Annotated in this window: 26 protein-coding genes; 21 read left to right on the plus strand and 5 right to left on the minus strand. The window is 68.1% G+C overall.

All coding sequences use genetic code 11. The annotated features are described in order from the left end of the window. The first annotated feature begins 324 nt into the window (after nt 1-324). A complete protein-coding gene (locus QTH86_RS16735) occupies nt 325-2,211 on the plus strand; it encodes a GspE/PulE family protein (protein ID WP_286647688.1) in 1,887 nt (628 codons plus the stop codon). 46 nt (nt 2,212-2,257) lie between these two features. Here QTH86_RS16735 and QTH86_RS16740 read toward each other — a convergent pair whose 3' ends face one another. Continuing rightward, nucleotides 2,258-2,632 (minus strand): hypothetical protein, encoded by a 375-nt coding sequence (locus tag QTH86_RS16740; protein ID WP_286647327.1) that lies wholly within the window; start codon nt 2,630-2,632, stop codon nt 2,258-2,260. Between the two features lie 273 nt (nt 2,633-2,905). Here QTH86_RS16740 and rutA point away from each other — a divergent pair, with 273 nt between their 5' ends. The 6 genes from rutA to rutF are packed head-to-tail and all read left to right on the plus strand — an operon-like array spanning nt 2,906 to nt 7,152. Then, a complete protein-coding gene (rutA, locus tag QTH86_RS16745) occupies nt 2,906-4,018 on the plus strand; it encodes a pyrimidine utilization protein A (protein WP_286647328.1) in 1,113 nt (370 codons plus the stop codon). A 19-nt stretch (nt 4,019-4,037) separates the two neighbouring features. Further along, on the plus strand, nt 4,038-4,832 hold the full coding sequence (gene rutB, locus QTH86_RS16750; RefSeq protein WP_286647329.1) for a pyrimidine utilization protein B: 795 nt from the start codon (nt 4,038-4,040) through the stop codon (nt 4,830-4,832). 39 nt (nt 4,833-4,871) lie between these two features. Further along, entirely contained in the window at nt 4,872-5,261 is a 390-nt protein-coding gene (rutC, locus tag QTH86_RS16755) for a pyrimidine utilization protein C (RefSeq protein WP_286647330.1), read from the plus strand. Continuing rightward, on the plus strand, nt 5,261-6,055 hold the full coding sequence (gene rutD / locus QTH86_RS16760) for a pyrimidine utilization protein D (protein WP_286647331.1): 795 nt from the start codon (nt 5,261-5,263) through the stop codon (nt 6,053-6,055). The genes rutC and rutD overlap by 1 nt, the downstream gene beginning before the upstream one ends. A 6-nt stretch (nt 6,056-6,061) precedes the next feature. Further along, nucleotides 6,062-6,652: a malonic semialdehyde reductase gene (locus QTH86_RS16765; RefSeq protein ID WP_286647332.1), complete on the plus strand. Its 591-nt coding sequence runs from the start codon at nt 6,062-6,064 to the stop codon at nt 6,650-6,652. A 14-nt stretch (nt 6,653-6,666) separates the two neighbouring features. Then, nucleotides 6,667-7,152, plus strand: a complete 486-nt coding sequence (gene rutF / locus QTH86_RS16770) for an NADH-dependent FMN reductase RutF (protein ID WP_286647333.1) — start codon at nt 6,667-6,669, stop codon at nt 7,150-7,152. 13 nt (nt 7,153-7,165) lie between these two features. Here the strand turns inward: rutF and rutR are convergent, their stop codons facing one another. Further along, on the minus strand, nt 7,166-7,903 hold the full coding sequence (gene rutR, locus QTH86_RS16775; RefSeq protein ID WP_286647334.1) for an HTH-type transcriptional regulator RutR: 738 nt from the start codon (nt 7,901-7,903) through the stop codon (nt 7,166-7,168). Nucleotides 7,904-8,079: 176 nt separating this feature from the next. On the opposite strand from rutR, the gene QTH86_RS16780 reads away from it, so the two are divergent. The 13 genes from QTH86_RS16780 to QTH86_RS16840 all read left to right on the plus strand — a co-directional run bounded on the left by QTH86_RS16780 (nt 8,080) and on the right by QTH86_RS16840 (nt 20,270). Continuing rightward, nucleotides 8,080-9,081 (plus strand): isopenicillin N synthase family dioxygenase, encoded by a 1,002-nt coding sequence (locus QTH86_RS16780; protein ID WP_286647335.1) that lies wholly within the window; start codon nt 8,080-8,082, stop codon nt 9,079-9,081. A gap of 20 nt (nt 9,082-9,101) precedes the next feature. Then, nucleotides 9,102-9,488 carry a VOC family protein gene (locus QTH86_RS16785; protein WP_286647336.1) on the plus strand — a complete coding sequence of 129 codons (387 nt, stop codon included), beginning with the start codon at nt 9,102-9,104 and terminating at the stop codon, nt 9,486-9,488. A 52-nt stretch (nt 9,489-9,540) separates the two neighbouring features. Next, entirely contained in the window at nt 9,541-10,632 is a 1,092-nt protein-coding gene (locus QTH86_RS16790) for a BMP family ABC transporter substrate-binding protein (protein WP_286647337.1), read from the plus strand. Between the two features lie 17 nt (nt 10,633-10,649). Next, the gene (locus QTH86_RS16795) at nt 10,650-12,170 is read left to right on the plus strand and encodes an ABC transporter ATP-binding protein (RefSeq protein ID WP_286647338.1); all 1,521 of its coding nucleotides are present in this window, start codon (nt 10,650-10,652) and stop codon (nt 12,168-12,170) included. Continuing rightward, entirely contained in the window at nt 12,163-13,293 is a 1,131-nt protein-coding gene (locus tag QTH86_RS16800) for an ABC transporter permease (RefSeq protein WP_286647339.1), read from the plus strand. The genes QTH86_RS16795 and QTH86_RS16800 overlap by 8 nt, the downstream gene beginning before the upstream one ends. A gap of 87 nt (nt 13,294-13,380) precedes the next feature. Further along, entirely contained in the window at nt 13,381-14,316 is a 936-nt protein-coding gene (locus QTH86_RS16805) for an ABC transporter permease (protein ID WP_286647340.1), read from the plus strand. Continuing rightward, nucleotides 14,316-15,017 carry a cysteine hydrolase family protein gene (locus tag QTH86_RS16810; RefSeq protein ID WP_286647341.1) on the plus strand — a complete coding sequence of 234 codons (702 nt, stop codon included), beginning with the start codon at nt 14,316-14,318 and terminating at the stop codon, nt 15,015-15,017. The genes QTH86_RS16805 and QTH86_RS16810 overlap by 1 nt, the downstream gene beginning before the upstream one ends. Nucleotides 15,018-15,025: 8 nt before the next feature. Continuing rightward, nucleotides 15,026-16,018 (plus strand): isopenicillin N synthase family dioxygenase, encoded by a 993-nt coding sequence (locus QTH86_RS16815; protein ID WP_286647342.1) that lies wholly within the window; start codon nt 15,026-15,028, stop codon nt 16,016-16,018. 49 nt (nt 16,019-16,067) lie between these two features. Beyond that, a complete protein-coding gene (locus tag QTH86_RS16820) occupies nt 16,068-17,114 on the plus strand; it encodes an ABC transporter substrate-binding protein (RefSeq protein WP_286647343.1) in 1,047 nt (348 codons plus the stop codon). Continuing rightward, on the plus strand, nt 17,111-18,226 hold the full coding sequence (locus QTH86_RS16825; RefSeq protein WP_286647344.1) for an ABC transporter ATP-binding protein: 1,116 nt from the start codon (nt 17,111-17,113) through the stop codon (nt 18,224-18,226). The genes QTH86_RS16820 and QTH86_RS16825 overlap by 4 nt, the downstream gene beginning before the upstream one ends. Continuing rightward, nucleotides 18,223-19,131 carry an ABC transporter permease gene (locus tag QTH86_RS16830; RefSeq protein WP_286647345.1) on the plus strand — a complete coding sequence of 303 codons (909 nt, stop codon included), beginning with the start codon at nt 18,223-18,225 and terminating at the stop codon, nt 19,129-19,131. Before QTH86_RS16825 ends, QTH86_RS16830 begins: the two co-directional genes overlap by 4 nt. After that, complete coding sequence (locus QTH86_RS16835; RefSeq protein WP_286647346.1) at nt 19,128-19,940, plus strand: ABC transporter permease; 813 nt, start codon at nt 19,128-19,130, stop codon at nt 19,938-19,940. Before QTH86_RS16830 ends, QTH86_RS16835 begins: the two co-directional genes overlap by 4 nt. An 81-nt stretch (nt 19,941-20,021) precedes the next feature. Then, nucleotides 20,022-20,270 (plus strand): hypothetical protein, encoded by a 249-nt coding sequence (locus QTH86_RS16840; RefSeq protein WP_262077655.1) that lies wholly within the window; start codon nt 20,022-20,024, stop codon nt 20,268-20,270. Between the two features lie 58 nt (nt 20,271-20,328). On the opposite strand, the gene QTH86_RS16845 is transcribed toward QTH86_RS16840, so the two are convergent. The 3 genes from QTH86_RS16845 to QTH86_RS16855 all read right to left on the minus strand — a co-directional run bounded on the left by QTH86_RS16845 (nt 20,329) and on the right by QTH86_RS16855 (nt 21,863). Then, entirely contained in the window at nt 20,329-20,766 is a 438-nt protein-coding gene (locus QTH86_RS16845; protein WP_286647347.1) for an RcnB family protein, read from the minus strand. 130 nt (nt 20,767-20,896) lie between these two features. After that, the gene (locus tag QTH86_RS16850; protein ID WP_286647348.1) at nt 20,897-21,238 is read right to left on the minus strand and encodes a hypothetical protein; all 342 of its coding nucleotides are present in this window, start codon (nt 21,236-21,238) and stop codon (nt 20,897-20,899) included. A gap of 13 nt (nt 21,239-21,251) precedes the next feature. Next, nucleotides 21,252-21,863, minus strand: coding sequence for a cob(I)yrinic acid a,c-diamide adenosyltransferase (locus QTH86_RS16855; RefSeq protein ID WP_286647349.1), 612 nt, complete (start codon nt 21,861-21,863; stop codon nt 21,252-21,254). A gap of 58 nt (nt 21,864-21,921) precedes the next feature. On the opposite strand from QTH86_RS16855, the gene QTH86_RS16860 reads away from it, so the two are divergent. Beyond that, complete coding sequence (locus QTH86_RS16860; RefSeq protein ID WP_286647350.1) at nt 21,922-23,346, plus strand: FAD-binding oxidoreductase; 1,425 nt, start codon at nt 21,922-21,924, stop codon at nt 23,344-23,346. Nucleotides 23,347-23,361 lie beyond the last annotated feature (15 nt).

Here is a 23,361-nt window from a genome sequence, read left to right on the forward strand (position 1 = left end):
CGCACCACCCTGGCACTGCGCTTCGACCAGATCCGCGCCATCACCCTCACCGCGCCGATCGCGCCGCTGAACCCGCCGGCGCTCGACCCGCAATCGGGTGCGCTGCGCCAGCCGGGCCAGAGCCGCTTCAAGCTGCGCTTCACCAGCGGCAGCAAGCTCGCGGGTGAGACGGTCGGCCATGTCGAGAACGGCGTCGGCCTCTTCCTCTTTCCGCCGGTGAGCGACGACGGCAGCGTGCAGCGCCTGTTCATCCCGCGCAGCGCGTACGTGAAGTTCGAACTGGACAGCAGCGTCGCCGCGCCCCCGAGCGCCGCCGCCGAGATGATGCTGTCGCGCGTCGTGACCACGCACGACCAGTTGCTCGAGGCGATCGAGCAGCAGACCCGCATGCCGATGGTGCGCATCGGCGAGGCGCTGATCTCGCTGGGCATGATCACCGCCGCGCAGCTGCAGGAAGCGCTCGGTGCGCAGCAGGGCGACCGCCGCGTGCCGCTGGGCGAGCTGCTGGTGCGGCAGAACGCCGTGTCGCGCGCCGACCTGCAGGTCGCGCTGGCCCGCAAGATGGGCTACCCGCTGGTCGACCTCGACACCTTCCCGGCGGAAGCCGAGGCGCTGCGCAAGATCAGCTACAGCGCGGCCCAGCGTCTGCAGGTGATGCCGCTGCTGGTGCGCGACGGCCGACTGATCGTCGCACTGGACGACCCGGCGAACCGGCGCAGCGCGGTCGACGAGGTCGAGTTCATCGCCCAGATGAAGGCCGTGCCGGTGCTGGCCCAGTGCCGCGACATGGAACGCATGATGTTCGCCGCCTACGACAAGATCGGCGCGACGACCGACAGCCGCCCGGGCAGCGTGGCGCTGCAGCCCATCGAGTTCGTGCCGGACGACACCAGCGAACTGCTCCAGACCCTCGAGAAAGAGGGCAAGCAGGACCGCCCCGACGACGACACGCCCATCGAGCAGTCGGACAACTCGCTGGTGCGCATGATCAACCGGATGATCCTGGAAGCCCATGGCGCCGGCGTCTCCGACATCCACATCGAGAGCTATCCGGGCCGCGAGAAGATCCGCATCCGCTTTCGCAAGGACGGCCAGCTGCGCACCTACCTCGAGCTGCCGCCGAACTACCGCAATGCGATGATCGCGCGCATCAAGATCATGTGCGACCTCGACATCAGCGAGCGCCGGAAGCCCCAGGACGGCAAGATCAACTTCGCCAAGTTCTCGCCACAGCACCGCATCGAGCTGCGCGTGGCCACCATCCCGACCAACAGCGGCCTGGAAGACGTGGTGATGCGGATCCTGGCCTCGGCCAAGCCGATCGCGCTCGACCGGCTCGGCCTGTCGGAGCCGAACCTCGAGCGCCTGCGCGACGCCATCGAGCGCCCATACGGCATGGTGCTGTGCGTGGGCCCGACCGGCTCGGGCAAGACCACCACGCTGCACTCGGCGCTCAGCCACATCAACGTGCCGGAACGCAAGATCTGGACGGCCGAGGACCCGATCGAGATCACCCAGCCCGGCCTGCGCCAGGTGCAGGTGAACCCGCGCATCGACTGGACCTTCGCCAAGGCGCTGCGCGCCTTCCTGCGCGCCGACCCGGACGTGATCATGGTCGGCGAAATCCGCGACGAGGAAACCGCCAAGACCGCGGTGGAAGCCTCGCTCACGGGCCACCTCGTGCTCTCCACGCTGCACACCAACAGCGCCCCCGAGACGGTGACGCGCCTGCTCGACATGGGCATGGACCCCTTCAACTTCGCCGACTCGCTGCTCGGCGTGCTGGCCCAGCGCCTGGTGCGCCGGCTCTGCACGCACTGCCGCACGAGCCGCGATGCCGAGCAGGTGGAGATCGAGGAACTGCTGGCCGACTATCTGCACGCCTTCGGCGAGGCCGACCTGCCCGAATCGCGCGACGCAGTGCTGGCGCGCTGGGCGTCGCAGCACGGCAAGGACGGGCGGCTGCAGATGCACACGAGCCCCGGCTGCGCCGCCTGCGACCAGAGCGGCTTCAAGGGCCGCGCCGGCCTGCACGAGCTGATGATGATCTCGCGCGAGCTGCGTCACCTGATCCAGACCGGCGCACGCGCCGAGGCGCTGCAGGCCACCGCCCTGCGCGAGGGCATGCGCACGCTGCGCCAGGACGGCATCGAGAAGGTGCTGGCGGGCACGACGACCATCGACGAAGTGCGCGCGACCAGCAACGTCTGAACGGCACGCACGCAGGCCGGCGGCGAGCGCGCTTACTTCTTGCCCGCTAGTTCGCCTTGGTCATTTTGAACGGCCTTCCCATGAAGGTGCCTTCCAGCGTGTTCGCGTCCGTCGCCTTCATTCGCATCGTGTTGTCCTGGCAGCCCGCCAACGCCGTCGAGCGTGCCACCTTGAAGACAAGTTCTTCCGCTGTCGCGCGTTGCACCTCGATCGGATAGGCGCGGCCGGCGCAGGGGTCGTTGCGTTGGGCCACATTCAGGTCCCAGGTGCCTGCGTTGCCCGCCACGATGATGGTGCCGTCCCGATCGATGCCGCGTTCGGTCTTGAAGGCGACCTGCCATTTACCGTCCCACATCTGCGCCGTCTGCGCGACTGCGAAGAGCGGGAGACACGCGGCCAGCGCTGTACCGACGGCTTTCATGGCAACTCTCCGGTGGTGGACCACCCATTCTGAAAGTGCGCCGCGTGCTTGCAATATGTCGTTTGACCGGTGACGCACCACCGGCGCGCACTGCGCACCGGCTCGGCCCGGCCGAACGATCCACTTTGGACCATTTGGTCAAAACTTGACACGTTGAGCCGAACAAGTCCTTGATGCACAAGGACTTTTCAAGATGGCACGAAGCATGCAAAGCGATGTCCATCGCTCCGCAGGCTCGGCCTCGGCCCTCGTCCCCTCCTGGAATGGTCCGCCATGAACATCGGCATCTTCATCCCCATCGGCAACAACGGCTGGCTGCTGTCGGAGAACGCGCCCCAGTACAAGCCCACCTTCGCGCTCAACAAGGAGATCACCCTCAAGGCCGAGCACTACGGGCTGGACTTCGTGCTGTCGATGATCAAGCTGCGCGGCTTCGGCGGCAAGACCGAGTTCTGGGACCACAACCTCGAGTCCTTCACGCTCATGGCCGGCCTGGCGGCCGTGACCACCAAGATCAAGCTCTTCGCCACCGCGGCCTCGCTGGTGATGCCGCCGGCCATCGTGGCGCGCATGGCCTCGACCATCGATTCGATTTCCAACGGGCGCTTCGGCGTGAACCTGGTCACCGGCTGGCAGCGGCCCGAGTACTCGCAGATGGGGATGTGGCCGGGCGACCAGTTCTTCGGCACGCGCTACCAGTACCTCTCGGAGTACGTGCAGGTGCTGCGCGACCTGTGGGGCCGGGGCCAGTCGGACTTCAAGGGCGAGCACTTCCAGATGGAAGACTGCCGCCTGAGCCCGCAGCCGCAGGCCGACATGAAGGTGATCTGCGCCGGCGCGAGCGACGCCGGCATGGACTTCTCGGCCAAGTACGCCGACTACAACTTCTGCTTCGGCAAGGGCGTGAACACACCCAAGGCCTTCGCGCCCTCGGCGCAGAAGCTGATCGAGGCCACCGCCAAGACCGGCCGCCACGTCACGACCTACGTGCTGATGATGGTGATCGCCGACGAGACCGACGAGGCCGCCCGCGCCAAGTGGGAACACTACAAGGCCGGCGCCGACCAGGAGGCCATCGCCTGGCTGGGCGTGCAGGGCGCGGCCGACACCAAATCGGGCGCCGACACCAACGTGCGCCAGATGGCCGACCCCACCTCCGCCGTGAACATCAACATGGGCACGCTGATCGGCTCCTATGCCAACGTGGCGCGCATGCTCGACGAGGTGGCCGAGGTGCCCGGCACCGAGGGCGTGCTGCTGACCTTCGACGACTTCGTGAAGGGCGTCGGGGCCTTCGGTGAACGCATCCAGCCGTTGATGAAGAGCCGCGTCAATGTCGATTCGCCCGTGCCCTCCCAGGTCCAACCGCAGGCGCTGGCCGCCTGATCCCCGAAGGAATCGCCCCATGACGACACCGAAGAACACCACCCTCACCTCGACCGTGCCGGTCGGCGTGCCGAATGCGCCCGGTGCGCCCGCCCCACTGGTGCTGCCCGCGCGGCCCGAACCGGTGGCGCTGCACGCGGCCAATTCGGCGCTGATCGTGGTCGACATGCAGAATGCCTACGCCTCGGTGGGCGGCTACGTCGACTCGGCGGGCTTCGACATCTCGGGCGCGCAGGGCACCATCGCCAACATCGTGCGCACCGTCGAGGCGGCGCGCGCGGCGGGCATCCTGGTCATCTTTTTGCAGAACGGCTGGGACGCCGCGTATGTCGATGCCGGCGGCCCGGGCTCGCCCAACTGGTACAAGTCGAACGCGCTCAAGACCATGCGCAAGAAGCCCGAGCTGGCCGGCAAGTTCCTCGCCAAAGGCGGCTGGGACTACGAACTGCTCGACGTGATGAAGCCGCAGACCGGCGACATCGTGATCCCCAAGACGCGCTACAGCGGCTTCTTCAACAGCACGCTCGACAGCACCCTGCGCGCCCGCGGCATCCGCAATCTGGTGTTCACCGGCATCGCGACCAACGTGTGCGTCGAGTCCACGCTGCGCGACGCCTTCCACCTCGAGTACTTCGCCGTAATGCTGGAAGACGCGACGCACGAGCTGGGCGGCGCGGCCATCCAGAAGGCCGCCGTTTACAACGTCGAGACCTTCTTCGGCTGGGTCTCGACCGTGGACGATTTCTGCCGCACCGTGGCTGCGCCGAGCACGCCGGCCGCCGCCATGACCGCACGCGAGACCACCGCGGCCTGACCCCTTTCCTCCACCCCTCGTTTTTCAGGAACTTCGTCCATGCCCAAGCAAGCCATCATCCCGCCCGGCACCACCACCCCCATCGCGCCCTTCGTTCCCGGCACCATGGCCGACGGCGTCGTCTACGTGTCGGGCACGCTGCCCTTCGACAAGGACAACAACGTGGTCCACGTGGGCGATGCGACGCTGCAGACGCGCCATGTGCTCGAGACCATCAAGAGCGTCATCACCACCGCCGGCGGCACGATGGACGACGTGACCTTCAACATGATCATGATCAAGGACTGGGCCGACTACGCGAAGGTCAACGCGGTCTATGCGGAGTACTTCCCGGGCGTGAAGCCGGCGCGCTACTGCATCCAGTGCGGCCTGGTGAAGCCCGACGCGCTGGTGGAAATCGCCTCCATCGCCCACGTCGGCAAGCCCTGATGCCGCTGTACCACGAGGTCCACGGCCAGGCGACGCCCGGCGCGCCCAGCCTGCTGCTGTCGTCCGGCCTGGGCGGCTCGGCGAATTTCTGGAAGCCGCAGATCCCGGCGCTGGTGGCTGCCGGCTGGCGCGTGGTCGCGTACGACCAGCGCGGCACCGGCCGCAGCCCCGAAGCGCTGAAGGCCGACTACACGATCGCCGACATGGCACACGACGTGGTCGAGGTGCTCGACGCGACCGACACCGCGCAATGCATCGTCATCGGCCATGCCCTGGGCGGCCTGGTCGGCCTGCAGTTCGCGCTCGATGCACCGTCGCGCGTGGCCGGGCTGGTGCTGGTCAACGCCTGGTCCCGGCCCAACCCGCATTCGGCGCGCTGCTTCGAGGCGCGGCTGGCGCTGCTGGGCGCGGTCGGCCCGCGTGCCTATGTCGAGGCGCAGCCAATCTTCCTGTACCCGGCCGACTGGTGCGCCGCGCATGCCGACGAGGTGCAGGCCGAAGTCGATCACGCCTTCGCGCACTTCCCCGGCGAAGCCAACATGCGGGCGCGCATCGGCGCGCTGCGCGCCTTCGACGTCGACGCGCGACTGGGCAGCATCGCGGTGCCGACACTGGTCGCCGCCGCGATGGACGACGTGCTCGTGCCCTGGACGATGTCGCAGCGCCTGGCCGACGCCCTGCCCCGCGCGATACTCGACCGGGTACCGCATGGCGGACACGCCCACAGCGTGACGGACGCGGACACCTTCAACGCCACCCTGCTCGCCTTCCTCGCCAAGACGGGCGCTTACTGACATCCCATGACCCAAGCACTCGACACCGCCGCCCTGGCGACCCTCTTCACCGAAGCCCGCAGCCAGAACGGCTGGACGGCCGAGCCCGTGTCCGACGACCTGCTCCAGCAGGTCTACGAACTCGCCCGCATGGGCCCGACCTCGGTCAACTGCTCGCCGGCCCGCTTCGTCTTCGTGCGCACCCCCGAGGGCAAGGAACGTCTGAAGCCGGCCCTGTCGCCCAGCAACGTCGACAAGACGATGACGGCCCCCGTCACGGTGATCGCGGCCTGGGACACGGCCTTCTACGACAAGCTGCCCAAGCTGTTCCCGCATGCCGACGCACGCCCCTGGGTGGCCGGCACCCCGGAGCTGGCGCACGAATCCGCCTTCCGCAACGGCACGCTGCAGGCGGCCTACCTGATCCTGGCGGCCCGCTCGCTGGGCCTGGACGCCGGCCCGATGTCGGGCTTCGACAAGGCCAAGGTCAACGCCGCCTTCTTCGGCGGCACGACCTGGACCGTCAACTTCCTCATCAACCTCGGCCACGGCGACGCGTCGAAGGTCTTCGGCCGCCTGCCGCGGCTGGACTTCGCCGAGGCCTGCACGCTCGCCTGAACCCGTTCATCCTCATGCAGAAGGCCGACTACCGCAACGCGATGTCTCGCCTGGGCGCGGCCGTCAACATCATCACCACCGACGGCCCGGCCGGCCGCGCAGGCTTCACGGCCTCGGCCGTGTGCAGCGTGACCGACGAGCCGCCCACGCTGCTGATCTGCCTGAACCGCACGGCGTCGGTGTACCCGGCCTTCGAGGCCAACGGCGTGCTGTGCGTGAACGTGCTGGCACCGGACCACCAGGCGCTCTCGGGCGTGTTCGGCGGCAAGACGCCGATGGACGAGCGCTTCGCGGCCGGCCGCTGGCACGCGGGCGTCACCGGCTCGCCGATGCTCGACGGCGCCGCCGTGTCCTTCGATTGCCGCGTGGTGCGCAGCACCGCCGTCGGCACGCACGACGTGCTGTTCTGCGAGGTGGCCGCCATCACGCTCGGCGACACGGCCCACGGGCTCGTGTACTTCGACCGGCGCTATCACGGCCTCATGACAACGGCAGACTGATCCGTCCGCCGGGTCAGTCCGCCGCGATGCCCTGCAGCACGATGCGCTGCACGTTCTCCACCGTCTGCTCGAAGAAGGCCGGGTCGTCGAGCGTGCGGCCGGTGATGGCCTGCACCTGGACGCCGAAGTCGGCGTAGTGCTGGGTGGTGGCCCACAGCGCGAAGATCAGGTGGTGCGGGTCGACCGCGCCGAGCTTGCCGGCCGCGACCCACGCGCGGATGACCTCCGACTTGCGCTCGACCAGGTCGCGCAGCTCGCGACTGAGTTCGTCGCGCAGCAGCGGGGCGCCCTGGATCATCTCCAGACAGAACAGCCGCGATGCATCGGGCCGGTCGCGCGAGATCACCAGCTTGCGGCGGATGTAGTCGGCGATGGCCTCGTGCGGGTCCTGTTCCACGCTGAAGCCGCGCAGCGGCTCGAGCCACACGGTGAGCAGATCGCGCAGCACGCAGACGTAGAGCTCCTCCTTGTTGGCGAAGTAGTAGAGCAGGTTGCTCTTGGAGACGTCGGCGCGCGCGGCCACCTGGTCGACGCTGGTGCCGTGCAGCCCGTAGCGCGAGAACAGGCCGAGCGCCGCGGCCAGGATGACGCTGCGCTTGTCCTCGATCTGCCGCAGGCGCCGGTTGATCGCGGCGGGCCCGCGCGCGGCCGGCGCCCGCTTGGCCAGCACCCGCTGCGACGGCTTGGCGACTGTCTTGGGAGCTGGCTTGGTGGTGGGCTTCCCCGCGGTGCTCCCTGTCATCTTTGCCATGTCCTGGTGCTTTCTTGTGCATTGCTCTTCAAACGTGCACATCTGCTTGCACGAGCCGTACCCGCTTGGTGCGGCGGGGCGACGGTAACGCATTTGTCCATTTGGTCCAACTGGCATGGACGTTGCATGCCACACCGTGTCGCGACCGTCTTCGCGCTGGATCAAGGAATGACGACATGACGCTGCTGTCCGTACCGATCATCGACCTCGCCCCCTACTTCGAGGGCACGCCGGACGCGCGCGCCGCGCTGGCGCAAAAGGTGGACGAGGCCTGCCGCAGCATCGGCTTCCTGGTCATCACGAACCACGGCATCGACCCCGCGCTGATCGCGCGCGTGTCGGCGCTCTCGCGCCAGTTCTTCGCGCTGCCGCTGGCCGAGAAGCGCAAGGTCGACCGGCCCCGCGAAGACGCGGTGCGCGGCTACAGCGCGGTCGGCGAGGAAGGCCTGTCGTACAGCCTCGAGGAGGCCGCGCCGGGCGACCTGAAGGAGTCCTTCTCGATCGACCCCTCGGGCGTGCCCAACGACGACTACCACCGCGGCCCGGCCGCCGGCCCGCACTTCGAGCCCAACAGCTGGCCGCCGATTCCGGGCTTCCGCGAGGCCTACGAGGCCTACTTCGAGGCGATGAGCGACCTGTCGCGTTCGCTCATGCGCATCTTCGCGCTCGGCCTGAAGCTGCCCGAGACCTTCTTCGACGACAAGATCGACAAGCACATCAGCATGTTCCGCGTGCTGAGCTACCCGCCGCAGACCGAGGCGCCCCTGCCGGGCCAGCTGCGCGCCGGCGCCCACAGCGACTACGGCAGCCTCACCATCGTGCTGCCCGACGACAAGGGGTTGCAGGTCTTCAACAAGGCCGGCCAGTGGGTCGACGTGCCGCAGGTCGACGGCGGCCTGGTCGTGAACATCGCCGACCTGATGATGCAGTGGACCAACGACCAGTGGGTGTCGACGCTGCACCGCGTGGTCAACCCACCCTTCGAGGTGGCCAGCAGCAACCGCCGGCAGTCGCTGGTCTTCTTCCATCAACCCAACTACGACGCGATGGTCGAGTGCCTGCCGAGCTGCCTGGTGCCGGGCGAGGTGGCGAAGTACGCGCCCATCTCCTCGGGCGACCATCTGACCTCGAAGTTCGTCAAGCAGACGACCTTCGGCGGCACCAAGGCCACGGCCTGAGCCCGCACGCGCAGACACGCATGGCCCACCTCTCCTACGTCAACGTCTTCGCGAAGGACGTGGTCGCGCTCAGCGGCTTCTACCAGCGCGTGTTCGGCTTTCCCGAGATCGAGGCCATCCGCTCGCCGATCTTCCGCGGCCTGGACACCGGCAAGTCGAGCCTGGGCTTCAACGCGCTCGACGCCTACGCGCTGCTGCACCTGGCCGAGTTCTCCGACACCCGCGGCGTGAAGTTCCTGCTGAACATCGACGTCGATTCGAAGGACGAGGTCGACCGCAGGGTGCCCATCGCCGTCGACGCCGGCGCCAAGCTCGTCAAGGCGCCGTACGAGACCTACTACCACTGGTACCAAGCAGTACTGCTCGATCCCGAAGGCAACGTGTTCCGCATCAACTTCATGATGTAGACGCGCGCCGCCCTCCCCCTTCTTTTTTCTTCCCGCCTGAAAGGTCAGAGTGATGTTGCGTCGATCGATTTCTTGCGCCGTTGCGGCGCTGGTGGCATGTGCAACGCTGCCGGGGGCCGCCGTGGCTGCCGATGGCTTCACCCTCAAGGGCGAGCCGAAGATCGCGATGATCTATTTCGGCCCGAAGAACGACGGCGGCTGGACGCAGGCCTTCGACGAGGCACGGCTCAAGGTCGAGGCCGCCATCGGCAAGAAGATCCAGTTCGTCGAGAACGTGCCCGAAGACGCCTCGGCCATCAAGCCGGCGGCCGAGCGCTTCATCTCGCGCGGTGCCAACATCGTGATCGGCACGGCCTTCGGCTATTCCGACGCCTTCAAGGAGCTGGCCGCCAAGTACCCCGATGTCGCCTTCCTCAACGGCTCGGGCACCACCAACGGCGCCAACCTCGAATCGTTCTACGGCCGCACCTACGAGAGCCAGTACCTGTGCGGCATGGCAGCCGGCGCGGCATCCAAGAGCGGCAAGCTGGGCTTCGTCGCGGCCAACCCCTTCGGCGTGGTGAACTGGACCGTCAACGCCTTCGCGCTCGGGGCGCAGAAGATGAACCCGAATGCCACCGTCAACGTGATCTACACCGGCGCGTGGAACGACCCGGTGAAGGAACGCGCCGCCGCGATGGCGCTGATCGACCAGGGCGCCGACGTGATCGGCCAACACGTCGACTCGCCCACGCCGCAGATCGTCGCGCAGGAGCGCGGCGTGTACGGCACCGGCCACCACCGCGACCTGCGCCAGTTCGCGCCCAAGGCCACGCTGTGCTCGTCGGTCTGGGTCTGGGACAAGTTCCTCACGCCCGAACTCAAGAAGATCATGGCGGGCGGCTGGAAGCCGGCCCAATACGGCGCCTTCATCGCGATGAAGGACGGCGGCACCGACATCGCCGGCTTCGGTGCAGGCGTGCCCAAAGACAAGGCTGCGCTCATCAATGCCGAACGCGATGCCTTGCTGAAGGGCAAGCAGATCTACGCCGGCCCGCTGAAGGACCGCGAGGGCAAGGAGCGCGTCGCCGCCGGCGCCGTGCTGTCGGACGCCGACCTCTGGAAGATGGACTGGTACGTCAAGGGCGTGGTCACGCAGAAGTAAGGCCCTGGCACCCGAGCATGGCGACCGCCCTTCAACTCACCGGCATCGGCAAGTCCTTCGACGGCTTCCAGGCGCTGACCGACGCGGACTTCGACGCGCGTTGGGGCGAGGTGCATGCGCTGCTGGGCGAGAACGGTGCGGGCAAGTCGTCGCTGATGAACATCGCGGCCGGCCTCTATGCCCCCGAGGCCGGCCGGATGTGGGTCGACGACAACCCGGTGCAGCTGGGCGGCCCGCGCGATGCAGCGCGGCATCGCATCGGCATGGTGCACCAGCACTTCAAGCTGGTGAAGCCCTTCACCGTGGCCGAAAACATCCTGCTGGGCCATCCGTTGGCATCGGGCGAAGGCAGCCATCGCAAGCGGCTCGGCCAGTTGGAAGCACAGATCCGCGCCAAGGCGGCCGAGCTGGGCTTCGACATCGACCCGACGCAGCGCGTCGCGCACCTGTCGATCGCCGAGCAGCAGCGCGTGGAAATCCTCAAGGTGCTGCTGGCCGGCGCGCGCATCCTGATCCTCGACGAACCGACCGCCGTGCTGACCGATGCCGAAGCCGAGCGCCTGCTCTCGACCGTGCAGGCGCTCGCGCGCAGCGGCGCAGCCGTCGTGCTGGTCACGCACAAGATGGCCGACGTGAAGACCTATGCCGACCGCGTGACCGTGATGCGCGGCGGCCGCACGGTGAAGACGGTCGACCCGAAGCAGGTGGCGGTGGCCGAGCTGGTGCAGCTCACGGTCGGCGATTCGGTCGCGGTGCCGCAACGGCGGCGTGATGGCGTCGCCGCCGGCGCGCCGCGGCTCACGGTGCGCGGACTGCGCAGTGCAGTGGCAGGTGGCCGACCGGCGCTCGACGGCGTCGACCTGCAACTGAAGGCCGGCGAGATCTACGGGCTGGCCGGCGTCGGTGGCAATGGCCAGGGCGAGCTGGCGGCGGCGCTGATGGGCCTGGACGATGCCGTCGAAGGCGACATCACGCTGCAGGATGTCGGCGACCTGAAGCGCCTGTCGAATGCACAGCGGCGCAGCCTGCAATTCGCCGCGATCCCGGCCGACCGCTACGGCCTCGCGCTCGCGGGCGCATTGACCGTGGCCGAGAACTTCGGCATCGGCCAGGTGCATGCGGGCAGCTACGGCTCGCCGTGGCGGCTCGACACGCGCAAGCTCGAAGCCGATGCGCAGGCCGCGGTCGAACAGTTCGATGTGCAGGGCGTGCGCAGCCTCGGCCAGAAGGCCGCACTGCTCTCGGGCGGCAACGCGCAGAAGCTGGTGCTGGCGCGCGAGTTCGGCCGCGCGCCGCGCATCGTGCTGGCGCACAGCCCCAGCCGCGGGCTCGACGTGCGTGCCGGTGCCGAGGTGCATGCGCGCCTGCTGGCCGCCCGCGATGCGGGCGCGGCCGTGCTGCTGATCAGCGAAGACCTCGACGAGGTGCTGGCACTGGCCGACCGCGTCGGCGTGATGACGCGCGGACGCATCGTGGCCGAGTTCGATCAACCGGCGGACCGTCAGGCGGTCGGGCAGGCGATGACCGACCATGGCTGATGCTTCGGTGACCGTTCCCTCGATCAACGCCGCACCCGTGGCGCCACGGCGCCCCCTCGCCAGCCGGCGCTTCGCGCTCGAGCTGCGCCAGGAGATGGCGTGGCACCGGCAGGCGCTGATCCTCGGCGTGTCGCTCATCATCGGCATGGGCGTCTCGGCCGCGATCCTGGTCGCGGCGGGCGTGCCGGCCAACGAGCTGCTCAACGAGTTCGTGCTGCAGACGCTGTTCGACAAACAGAGTCTGCAGGCCGTGCTGTTCCAGGCGGCGCCGATGATCCTGGTGGGCATCGCCGCGTCAATGGCCTTCCGCGCGCGCTTCTGGAACCTCGGCCTCGAGGGCCAGATGATTTGGGGCGCGATCGGCGCCACCACGATCTCTTTCTTCGACGTCGGCCCCGCCGCGCTGCGCCTGCCGCTGATGCTCGCCATGGCGATGGCGCTCGGCCTGCTGTGGGCGATGGCGCCCACGCTGCTCAAGCTGAAGCTCGGCGTGAACGAGATCATCTCGTCGCTGATGCTCAACTACATCGCGAGCAACTTCCTGCTGCACCTGGTGTACGGCGCGTGGAAGGACCCGAAGGATTCCTTCCCCTACTCGCCGCAGTTCCGCGCCTTCGAGCGGCTGCCCGAATGGTTCGGCAACGTGAGCACGGCGGCCATCGGGCTGGCGCTCGTCGTCGCGGTGCTTGCCTGGTGGTTTGTCGGCATCAGCCGCGCGGGCCTCTACCTGCGCTTCGTCGACGCCAACCCCCGCATGGCCGATGCGGTCGGCGTGCCGGTGCGCCGCATGATCTTCTCGGCCGTGCTGCTGTCGGGCGCGCTGTCGGGCATCGCGGGCTTCGTCGTCGTCGCGGGGCAGGAAGGCCGGCTCACGCAGGCCTTCTACGCGGGCTATGGCTTCTCGGGCATCCTGATCGCCTTCCTGGCACGCAACAACCCGCTGGCGGCCACGGTGGTGGCGGTGCTGGTGGCGGCGCTCTTCGTGGCCGGGCGCAACCTGCAGGTGTTCTACCAAATCCCGTTCTCGATGGTGCAACTGATCCAGGCCATCGTCGTGATCTGCGTGGCGTCGTCGGACTTCTTCATTCGTCACCGCATCCGTTCGGTGGTGAGCAAGACCTGAATGAAACCCCCACGCTCATCGCTTCGCGTATCGCTGCCCCCCGAGGGGGCGCGTCAGTGCCTTCGGGCGGCCGGGCAGCACTGACCCATGGACGTCTTCGCCATCGCCACCAACTGGCTCGGCAACGCGCCCGACTTCGCGGTGCCCTATGCGCTCGCCGCGCTCGGGCTGATCGTCTGCGAGCGCTCCGGCGTGCTGTCGCTCGGCGCCGAAGGGTTGATGCTCGTCGGCGCGCTGGCCGGCATCGGCGCGCAGATCGCCTTCGGGCAGCCCGGCGTGTCGCTGATCCTCGCCATGCTCGCGGCCAGTGCGGTGTCGGTGCTGTTCGCGGTGATGACGATCCTGCTGCGCGTGAACCAGGTGATCGCGGGCCTCGCGCTGGTCTTCTTCTGCCAGGGGCTCACCAGCCTGGCGGGCACGCTGTTCGGCTGGACCAACGTGGCCGTCAGCAGCGTCGGCGCCATTGCGCTGTGGCCGTTGTCGGCGCTGCCGCTGGTCGGCCGCTTGTTCAACCAGAACATCGTCGTGTACCTCACGCTGCCGATCTTCATCGCGGTCGTCTGGGTCCTCACGCGCACCACCGCAGGCCTGCGCCTGCGCGCGGTGGGCGAGAACCCGCAGGCCGCCGATGCGGCCGGCATCAGCGTCACCGCATGGCGCTTCGCCGCGGTGCTCGCGGGCTCGGCGCTGGTCGGCCTGGCGGGGGCGTACATCTCGGTGGTGAGCACCAAACTCTGGATCGCCGGCATGACCGGCGGCCGTGGCTGGATCGCCGTGGGCCTGGTGATCTTCGCGCGCTGGTCGCCGTGGAAGGCGCTGGCCGGTGCGGTGCTGTTCGGCTGCGTCGAGGCCTTGATCCCGCAACTCGCGGCAGCGGGCGTGCAGCTGCCGCAGTACTTCGTGCTGATGACGCCCTACGCGATCACGCTGGCCGTGATGGTGTGGGTCGCGGTCGCGCGCCGTGGCGCCGACGGTGAACCCGGTGCATTGGGCCAACCCTATGTGCGAGAGGAAAGAAGATAGTGCGCGCCTTCGTCTACGAAAAGGAACGCGAACTGGACGCGCGCCAGTTCGCCGACTACCTCGACCCGGCCACCACCGCGGTCATCTCCATCGACATGCACCGCGGCCATCTCGACGACTCGCCCGAGTGTCCCTGCCCGGCCCCGCGTGCGCGCGACGTGGTCGCGCCCATCGATGCGTTCCACGACGAAGTGCGTGCGCTGGGCGGGCGCATCGTGCACGTGAAGTCGACGCTGCGGCCCGATGGGGTCGACGACATCCGCGGCATCCCGTCGGCTTGGCGGCGCACCTTCCCGCTGCACATCGGTGCCATCCCGAACGCCGATGCACACGCCATCGAAGGCTCGCCGTGGACCGAATGGGTCACGCGCGTCGAGCCCGGCGACATGCGCGTGGAGAACAAGCGCCGGCTGTCGGCCTTCTACCCAACCGACCTCGACTTCCTCCTGCGCAACCAGCGCATCACGACCGTGGTGCTCGACGGCGGCTTCACCGACTGCTGCGTGCTCAATACGGCCTTCGACGCCAACAACCACAACTACCGCGTGATCGTGCTGCGCGACCTGGTGCGCGGCACCGACCCGCAGCTCGAAGCCGCGGCGCTCACGATGGTGTCGCTGCACCTGGGCCTCGTCATGGAATCGCAGGACCTGCTGACCCAGTGGCGCGGCGCCGCGCAAACCTCCCCTTTTTCCCTCTGAACCACCCGATGCTGACGTCCATTCCCCTCATCGACCTCGGCGGCAACGTCGACCCGCAGAGCGCCGCGGCGCGGGCCAGTGCCGCCGAGCTGCACGACGCGCTGAGCACCCTCGGCTTTGCCTACATCGGCGGCCACACGGTGTCGCCCGCCACGCGCGCCGCGGCCTTCGCGGCGTCGAGGCGCTTCCACGAATCGCCGCTCGAACGGAAGCAGTCGCTCGCCATCAACGCGGCGCACCGCGGCTACATGGGCATGGCGACCTCGACCATCGTCACCTCGTCCGTGGCCAAGGTGACCAAGCCCAACATGAGCGAATCGCTGATGCTGATGCACGAGCTGCCGCCGGACGACCCTGGCCTGCTGGCCGGCCTGCCGATGCAGGGCCCGAACCAGTGGCCGACGTGGCTGCCCGACTTCAAGCCCGCCATGGAACAGTACGTGCGCGAGGTCGACGTGCTAGGCCGCTACATCGTGCGGTTGATCGCGATCAGCCTCGGCCTGCCGGCCACGTCGCTCGACCACCACTTCGACCACCCGACCACCTTCCTGCGCGCGTTGCACTACCCACCACAGCCGCCGCAGTCGGCACTGGAGAGCGACCAGATGGGCTCGGCGCCGCACACCGACTACGGGATCATCACGCTGCTGGCGCAGGACGACTCGGGCGGCCTGCAGGTGCGTCCGCGCGGTGGCGACTGGATCGAGGCGCCGCCCATCGCCAACACCTACGTGCTCAACGTCGGCGACATGCTGGCGCGCTGGACCAACGGCCGCTTCGTGTCGACACCGCACCGCGTGATCAACCGCTCGGGCGGCGACCGCTATTCGCTGCCCTACTTCCTCGACCCGTCGATGGATGCGCTGATCGAATGCCTGCCGACCTGCACCGACGCCGAGCACCCGCCCCTCTATCCACCGGTGCCCTACGGCGAGTACCTGATGGAGCGGCTCAACAAGAACTACGACTACCGGCGGGACACGTCGAAGGCCTCGGCCTGACGCCCTTTTCTCACGCCTCCTCTTTTCCATTTCTTCTTCAAGGACACCCATGAAAAACTTTTCCCGCCGCGACTACCTGCAGGCCATGGCCGCAGCCGCGGGCATGTCGGCGCTGGCCATCCCCGGCATCTCCGCCGCGGCACAGAACCTGGTCGTCAACACCTACGGCGGCCGCTGGGAGAAGTTCTGGCGCTCCGACCTGATGCCGATGTTCCAGAAGTCCGCCGGCGTCGAAACCACGCTCGACGTGGGCCTGGGCAAGAACTTCGTCGCCAACCTGCGCGCGGCCGGCATCGAGAAGCCGCCCTACAGCATCCTCATGCTCAACGAGAACATCGCGAGCATGGTGCGCGCCGAAGGCTACTTCGAGGCCATCCCCGCGGCCAAGGTGCCGAACCTGGCCAATGCCTACCCGTTCCTGCGCAACCCCGGCGACAACGGCGTGCGCGCCATCGTCTCGACCATCGGCATCGGCTACCGCAAGGACCTGGTGAAGACGCCGCCCAAGTCGTGGAGCGACCTGTGGAGCAACCCCGAGTTCAAGGGCAAGATCGGCCTCTACCAGATCGGCAACACCGCCGCGATGCTCTTCCTCCTGATGACGGCCAAGCTCTACGGCGGCTCGCAGGACGCGATCGACCGCGCCTTCGTCGAAATCAAGAAGCTCTTGCCCTTCACGCAGGCCGACTGGAGCGGCACGCTGTCGACCATGCTCACGCGCGGCGACGTGACGGTGGCCGTCATCGACTTCCCCGAGATCGTGGCGCTGCAGAAGAAGGGCGTGCCGGTCGAGATGGTCGTGCCCACCGAAGGCGTGCTGGCCTTCGAGCAGTCCTTCAATGTGCTGAAGAACGCGCCCGCCAAGGAAGAGGCGTACAAGTACCTCGACTTCGTCCTGCGCCCCGACGTGCAGGAGATGATGGCCAAGGAGTTCTTCACCTCGCCGACCAACACGAAGTCCAAGCTCGACGCGGCGCTCGCCAAGGACGTGCCGGTGTCCGGCGAGGGCATGAAGAAGATCTTCCAGTTCGACTGGAGCAAGGTCAATCCGCAGGTCGCAGCGATCACCGACCGCTGGAACCGGGAGATGAAGTGAGCGTGGCGACCGACGCGTCGCCCGCCCTCGGGCGACGCACCACGCGCGTGTCGCTCGACGGCCTGCGCAAGACCTTCGCCGGCAGCGCCGCGCCGGCCATTCAGCACCTCGACCTGAACACGGTCGAGGGCGAGTTCATCTCGCTGCTGGGGCCCAGCGGCTGCGGCAAGACGACCACGCTGCGCTGCGTGGCAGGCTTCGAGTTTCCCGACCAGGGCCGCGTGCGGCTCAATGACGAGGACATCACGGACCTGCCGCCCGAGAAGCGCGACATCGGCATGGTGTTCCAGAACTATGCGCTGTTCCCGCACCTGACCGTCGCGCGCAACCTGGCCTTCGGGCTGGAGATGCGCGGCGTGGGCAAGGCCGACATGAAGCGCCGCATCGACGAGGTGCTGGCGATGGTGCAGCTCACCACCATGGCCGAGCGCTACCCGCGCCAGCTCTCCGGTGGCCAGCAGCAGCGCGTGGCGCTGGCGCGCGCGCTCGTCATCGAGCCACGCCTGCTGCTGCTCGACGAGCCGCTGGCCAACCTCGACGCGGTGCTGCGCGAAGACATGCGCGTGTTCATCCGCGAGCTGCAGAAGCGCGTGGGCATCACCACGCTGTACGTCACGCACGACCAGGCCGAGGCGATGGTGATGTCCGACCGCGTGGCCGTTATGCTCGGCGGCCGGCTGCTGCAGTTCGACGTGCCCGAGGCCATCTACCTGCGCCCACGCAGCATCGAGGTGGCGCGCTTCATCGGCCGTTCGAACCTGATCGAAGGCCGCGTCGAGGGCATGACCGATGCCGCCGGCCCGTACCCCACCTACCGCATCCGCACGCCGCTCGGCGACGTGCCGGCCTGCTACGACCAGCCGCTCGCGAGCGGTCAGGCGGTGCACGTGACGATCCGCCCCGAAGCGATCCGCTTCCAGAACGACGGGCCCTACACCGGCCACGTGCAGGCCACCTACTTCCTCGGCAGCACGGTCGAGCACACGGTCCAATGCGCCGGTGGCCAGAGCCTGCTGGTGCAGACCGCACCGAGCCAGCGCATGGACGCCGGCGTGACCGCCGCCTTCGCCTTCGATCCGGGCCACGCCTGGATCGTCGCGGCCGACGCATGAGCGCCGCGGTGATGCCCGTGCCGGGTTCGGTCGCCGCGCCACAGCGCCGCCCTCAGCCGCTGTCGCGCCGTGCCTTCTGGCTCATCGTGCCGGCGCTGCTGCTGATCGGCGTGTTCCTGGTGCTGCCCTACCTGAACATCGTGAGCATGAGCCTGCGCCCGCCGGCCGTCGGCGCGCCGTACGGCCAGGGCTTCACGCTCGGCAACTACGCGACGCAGCTCACCGACAGCTACCTGCTCGGCGTGCTGGGCGACACGCTCCTGCTGGGCCTCACGACGGTGCCGATCTGCCTGCTGCTGGGCTACCCGGTGGCCTTCCACCTCGCGCGCACGAAGTCGCGCTGGGGCAGCCTGCTCTACGTGCTGGTGCTGTCGCCGCTGCTGGTCGGCGTGGTGGTGCGCAGCTTCGGCTGGCTGATCCTGCTGTCGGGCAACGGCGTCATCAACCGCACGCTGATCGACATCGGCCTGATCGAGACCGGCCTGCAGCTGATGAACAACCGCCTGGGCGTGACCATCGCGCTGGTGCATGTGTTCCTGCCTTTCATGATCCTGCCGCTGGTGGGCGTGATCCAGGCCATCGACCCGACGCTGGAGCAGGCCGCGCGCTCGCTCGGTGCGTCACGGCTCAAGGTGTTCTGGCGGCTCATCCTGCCGCTGTCCTGGCCCGGCATCCAGGCCGGCACCATCCTGGTCTTCGTGCTCACGCTGAGCGCCTACGTCACACCAGTGATGCTGGGCGGCGCGCAGGTCAAGACGATGTCGGTGCTGGTGGTGCAGAACCTCATCGACAACTTCCAGTGGCCGGTCGGCGCCGCACAGGCCCTGGTGCTGGCCTTCTGCGGCATGGCAGCGGTGTTCGTCTATGCCCGCATCAGCGGCCTCTTCACGAAAGGCATCCAGTGAAGCGCAACCCCATGGGCAGCCGCGTGGCCGACGGCCTGGGCCTGGCCTACGTCGGCGCGGTCTACGTGTTCCTGCTGCTGCCGATCGTGATCATCGTGCTGATGTCGCTCAACGCGGGCGAGTTCCTGACCTTTCCGCCGCAGGGCATTTCGCTGCGCTGGTTCGGCACGCTGTTCGCCAACGAGGCCTTCATGCGCGCCATCGGCACCTCGCTGAAGATCGCGGCCATCGCCACCGTGTGTTCCACGGTGATCGGCGTGACCGGCGCGCTGTACGTGGTGCGCTATTCGACGCGCTTCCGCGAGGGCCTGCGCATGCTGTTGATGCTGCCACTCATGCTGCCGGAGATCCTCACCGCCATCGCGCTGCTGTTCTTCCTCTATGCGAGCGGCATCGGCACCAAGACCATGTTCGGCCTCGTCATCGGCCATGTGCTGGTGACGCTGCCCTACGTGTTCACCAACGTGGCATCGACGCTCTACAACCAGGACGCATCGCTCGAGCAGGCGGCGCGCAGCCTGGGGGCCTCGCCGCTGCGGGCCTTCGTGCGCGTGACGCTGCCGCTGATCAAGTCCGGGATCATCACGGGCGCGCTCTTCGCGTTCGTGATTTCCTTCGACCTGTTCAACATGTCGCTGCTGCTCAAGGGCATCGGCATGACGACGCTGCCGCTGCAGCTGTTCGACTACCTGCGCTGGGATTTCGACCCGACCGCAGCAGCGGTGTCGACGGTGAGCATCCTGCTCACGCTGGCGGTCGTGATCGTGATCGATCGCACGGTCGGCCTGCGCTCCTTGCGCTTCGGCTGAGGGCGGGGTAAATAGTCCGATCCACTGTCGCTGTCAAAGGTTACAGTGGAAGACATCCTCAGCTTGCGAAACGGATCCGCCATGGCATCGACCCAGCAGACGCGCATCGAAGTGAAGGCAGCCGCAGCGGCTGCATTGCGCGAGCGATTGCGGCAGGCGCTGCCGCTCACGGTCGAGCGGCTGAACCATCGTCAGGCGGATCTGATCGACGACCAGGACATCGAGGGCTTCGTCGCCCTCAATTGGCTGGAATGGCATGGGGGCGGCTTGCGCCTCACCATCACCGGGCGCAACGTGTGCGCTCAGCTGACCACACCCTCTGCCGTGTGAGTCGATGACGAAAAAAAGGCGCTGCCCTCGCGGACAGCGCCTTTTTCTTCGCCGGTGCTTACTGCGACGTGATGATCTGCGCGATCACGCCGGTGGCGATGGCGGCCAGCACGAAGTCCCCGCCCACTCCCACCCACTGGTAGCCGCGTGGCGGCTGCTGCAGGCGGTAACCGCGCCAGTCCTCGACCACATAGTTGCGGCCACGGTATTCCTGCGGAACGCGCCCGCCGCGGCGCCAGTCGGCATGCGGCTGCGGATAACCGCGGCGATCGGCGAAGCGGCCATCGCGGAAATCCTGGCGGTCGTGGCGCCACTCGTTGCGGGCATCGCGGCGGTCGTCACGCCGATCGTCGCGCCGATCGTGTTGTTCATGGCGCTGGTCATGGCCGCGGGGGCCGCGGTCATCGCCCCGGCGATCCTGCGCGAAGGCACCGCCAGCCATGCACAGGGCGAGCGCGGCGGCGACGAGGGTCATGCCCTTGGACTTGTTGTTCATCTGAAACTCCTTCTGCGTGGATGAGGGTTCCAGTGTGGGCGCGGTATGTGTCGGCACACCACGGCGCACATGCGCATCCGGTGAAGGCCGTAAGCGCAGGTATCCGTGGGCCATTCGCCCGTGCGCCGGCTCAACCCGGCGATGGCGTGGTGCTTTGCGGGCCGACCGGCGGCGGTGCTGGGTGACGCGAGCCGCCGGGCAGCTTGCGGCCGATCGACTCGCCGACGTTGCGAACCGGGCGGCTCGCGCGTTCGGACACGTTCGCCACGCCGCGACGCGTGGCGTTGTCGGCGCGGGTCACGCCACGGGCGGCGGCTTGGCTGCCGCGTTCCACGCCGTTCATGACCGTGCCCTTGCGCGGCGGCGGGTTATCGGTGTGCTGCGCTGTGGCGGCGAAAGGCAGGACCAGCGCCATGCAAAAGGCGGCAGCCGTGCAGCGCTTGGACCATCTGGAAGTCGACGTTCGGGTCATGGGGTGGCTCCTTTCAGGATTCGTCGGTGTCCGCCGGGGCGGTATCGGGATGCTGCGCTGCTTCCGCCGTGGCGCGCGTCAGACGCTCGCTTTTCCAGTAGACGTCATCGCCGCCGTTCACGCGATTGAGCACGCGCGCCAGCACGAAGAGCAGATCGCTCAGGCGGTTGAGGTACTGCCTCGGCGCGTCGTTGAGCGCCTCGTCGGCACCGAGCGCGACCACGGCGCGCTCGGCCCGGCGCGCCACGGTGCGGCAGACATGCGCCTGCGAGGCCGCGCGCGTACCAGCCGGCAGGATGAATTCGGCCAGCCGCGGCAGCGTCGCGTTGTGCGTGGCCAGGGCCTGGTCGAGCTGCAGCAGCGCCTCGGCCTTGAGCAGCGTGTAGCCGGGCATCGACAGCTCGCCACCGAGGTTGAAGAGCTGGTGCTGCACGTCGACCAGCAGCTCGCGCACCGGCGCGGGCATCGGCTCGCACAGCAGCAGGCCGATGTGCGAGTTCAGCTCGTCGACGTCGCCCATGGCCTGGACGCGCCGATGGTCCTTGGGCACGCGGCTGTTGTCACCGAGGCCGGTGGTGCCGTCGTCCCCGGTGCGGGTGGCGATCTGGGTGAGGCGATTGCCCATGGCGAAGACTTTCGTGGATGCGGTTCTTAGAATGGTAGACCGCCTCAGGAGACAACCGATGAATGCGCCCACCACCGCAGCCCAATTGCTGCCCGAACTCCATCTGCGTGAGGTGCCTGCAGCACTGCTCGACGCACTCAAGGCCCGCTTCGCCGAGCGCTGCTCGACGGCGCTGGCCGTGCGCACGCAGCATGGCCGCGACGAGTCCTCCTTCGAGGCGCCACCGCCCGCCGCCGTGGTCTTCGCCGAGAGCACGCAGGACGTGGCCGATGCCGTGAAGCTCGCGAGCGACCACGACGTGCCGGTGATCCCCTTCGGCGTCGGCTCGTCGCTGGAAGGCCATCTGCTGGCGGTGCAGGGCGGCATCAGCATCGACCTGTCGCGCATGAACCGTGTGCTCTCCATCAACGCCGACGACCTCACGGTGACGGTGCAGCCGGGCGTGACGCGCAAGCAGCTCAACGACGAGATCAAGAGCACCGGCCTGTTCTTCCCGATCGACCCGGGCGCCGACGCCTCCATCGGCGGCATGGCGGCCACACGGGCCAGCGGCACGAACGCCGTGCGCTACGGCACCATGCGCGAGAACGTGCTGGGCCTCGAGGTGATCACGGCCAGCGGCGAGACGATCCGCACCGGCACGCGGGCGCGCAAGTCCTCGGCCGGCTACGACCTCACGCGGCTGATGGTGGGCAGCGAAGGCACGCTGGGCGTCATCACCGAGATCACGCTGCGCATCTACCCGCTACCGGAGGCCGTGTCGGCCGCGATCTGCTCCTTCCCGAGCATCGAGGCGGCGGTGCGCACCACCATCGAGATGATCCAGCTCGGCGTGCCGATCGCGCGCGTGGAACTCATCGACAACAACACCGTGCGCATGGTGAACGCCTACGCCAAGCTCGGGCTGCGCGAGGAGCCGATGCTGCTGATGGAATTCCACGGCTCGCCCGCTGGCGTGAAGGAGCAGGCCGAGACGGTGCAGGAGCTCGCCAGCGGCCATGGCGGCAACGCCTTCGAATGGGCCACCACGCCGGAAGAACGCACGCGCCTGTGGACGGCACGGCACAACGCCTACTTCGCGGCGATCCAGTCGCGCCCGGGCTGCCGCGCCATCTCGACCGACACCTGCGTGCCGATCTCGCGGCTGGCCGACTGCCTGCTCGAATCGGTGGCCGAGGCCGATGCCAGCGGCATCCCCTACTTCCTGGTCGGCCACGTGGGCGACGGCAACTTCCACTTCGGCTACCTGATCGACCCCGACGACGCCGAGGAGCGCGCCCAGGCCGAGGTGCTCAACCACGCGCTGGTGTCGCGCGCCATCGCGCTGGAAGGCACCTGCAGCGGCGAGCACGGCATCGGCCTGCACAAGATGGGTTTCCTGGTCGACGAGGCCGGCGTGGGCGCGGTCGACATGATGCGCACCATCAAGCGCGCGCTCGACCCGAAGAACATCATGAACCCGGGCAAGATCTTCAGCCTGTGACGCAGGCGAGTGACC

Origin of the sequence: Variovorax sp. J2L1-78 (assembly GCF_030317205.1) — a bacterium.
Taxonomy (GTDB): domain Bacteria; phylum Pseudomonadota; class Gammaproteobacteria; order Burkholderiales; family Burkholderiaceae_C; genus Variovorax; species Variovorax arabinosiphilus.

Bases quoted from the DNA above. Each gene is read 5' to 3' on its own strand.
- rutB (WP_286647329.1), top strand. From the start codon at position 4,038: ATGACGACACCGAAGAACACCACCCTCACCTCGACCGTGCCGGTCGGC.
- QTH86_RS16830 (WP_286647345.1), top strand. From the start codon at position 18,223: ATGAGCGCCGCGGTGATGCCCGTGCCGGGTTCGGTCGCCGCGCCACAG.
- QTH86_RS16860 (WP_286647350.1), top strand. From the start codon at position 21,922: ATGAATGCGCCCACCACCGCAGCCCAATTGCTGCCCGAACTCCATCTG.
- QTH86_RS16735 (WP_286647688.1), top strand. From the start codon at position 325: ATGCTGTCGCGCGTCGTGACCACGCACGACCAGTTGCTCGAGGCGATC.
- QTH86_RS16765 (WP_286647332.1), top strand. From the start codon at position 6,062: ATGACCCAAGCACTCGACACCGCCGCCCTGGCGACCCTCTTCACCGAA.
- QTH86_RS16845 (WP_286647347.1), bottom strand. From the start codon at position 20,766: ATGAACAACAAGTCCAAGGGCATGACCCTCGTCGCCGCCGCGCTCGCC.
- QTH86_RS16820 (WP_286647343.1), top strand. From the start codon at position 16,068: ATGAAAAACTTTTCCCGCCGCGACTACCTGCAGGCCATGGCCGCAGCC.
- QTH86_RS16740 (WP_286647327.1), bottom strand. From the start codon at position 2,632: ATGAAAGCCGTCGGTACAGCGCTGGCCGCGTGTCTCCCGCTCTTCGCA.
- rutA (WP_286647328.1), top strand. From the start codon at position 2,906: ATGAACATCGGCATCTTCATCCCCATCGGCAACAACGGCTGGCTGCTG.
- rutR (WP_286647334.1), bottom strand. From the start codon at position 7,903: ATGGCAAAGATGACAGGGAGCACCGCGGGGAAGCCCACCACCAAGCCA.
- rutD (WP_286647331.1), top strand. From the start codon at position 5,261: ATGCCGCTGTACCACGAGGTCCACGGCCAGGCGACGCCCGGCGCGCCC.
- rutC (WP_286647330.1), top strand. From the start codon at position 4,872: ATGCCCAAGCAAGCCATCATCCCGCCCGGCACCACCACCCCCATCGCG.
- QTH86_RS16805 (WP_286647340.1), top strand. From the start codon at position 13,381: ATGGACGTCTTCGCCATCGCCACCAACTGGCTCGGCAACGCGCCCGAC.
- QTH86_RS16780 (WP_286647335.1), top strand. From the start codon at position 8,080: ATGACGCTGCTGTCCGTACCGATCATCGACCTCGCCCCCTACTTCGAG.
- rutF (WP_286647333.1), top strand. From the start codon at position 6,667: ATGCAGAAGGCCGACTACCGCAACGCGATGTCTCGCCTGGGCGCGGCC.
- QTH86_RS16855 (WP_286647349.1), bottom strand. From the start codon at position 21,863: ATGGGCAATCGCCTCACCCAGATCGCCACCCGCACCGGGGACGACGGC.
- QTH86_RS16785 (WP_286647336.1), top strand. From the start codon at position 9,102: ATGGCCCACCTCTCCTACGTCAACGTCTTCGCGAAGGACGTGGTCGCG.
- QTH86_RS16815 (WP_286647342.1), top strand. From the start codon at position 15,026: ATGCTGACGTCCATTCCCCTCATCGACCTCGGCGGCAACGTCGACCCG.
- QTH86_RS16800 (WP_286647339.1), top strand. From the start codon at position 12,163: ATGGCTGATGCTTCGGTGACCGTTCCCTCGATCAACGCCGCACCCGTG.
- QTH86_RS16790 (WP_286647337.1), top strand. From the start codon at position 9,541: ATGTTGCGTCGATCGATTTCTTGCGCCGTTGCGGCGCTGGTGGCATGT.
- QTH86_RS16840 (WP_262077655.1), top strand. From the start codon at position 20,022: ATGGCATCGACCCAGCAGACGCGCATCGAAGTGAAGGCAGCCGCAGCG.
- QTH86_RS16795 (WP_286647338.1), top strand. From the start codon at position 10,650: ATGGCGACCGCCCTTCAACTCACCGGCATCGGCAAGTCCTTCGACGGC.
- QTH86_RS16850 (WP_286647348.1), bottom strand. From the start codon at position 21,238: ATGACCCGAACGTCGACTTCCAGATGGTCCAAGCGCTGCACGGCTGCC.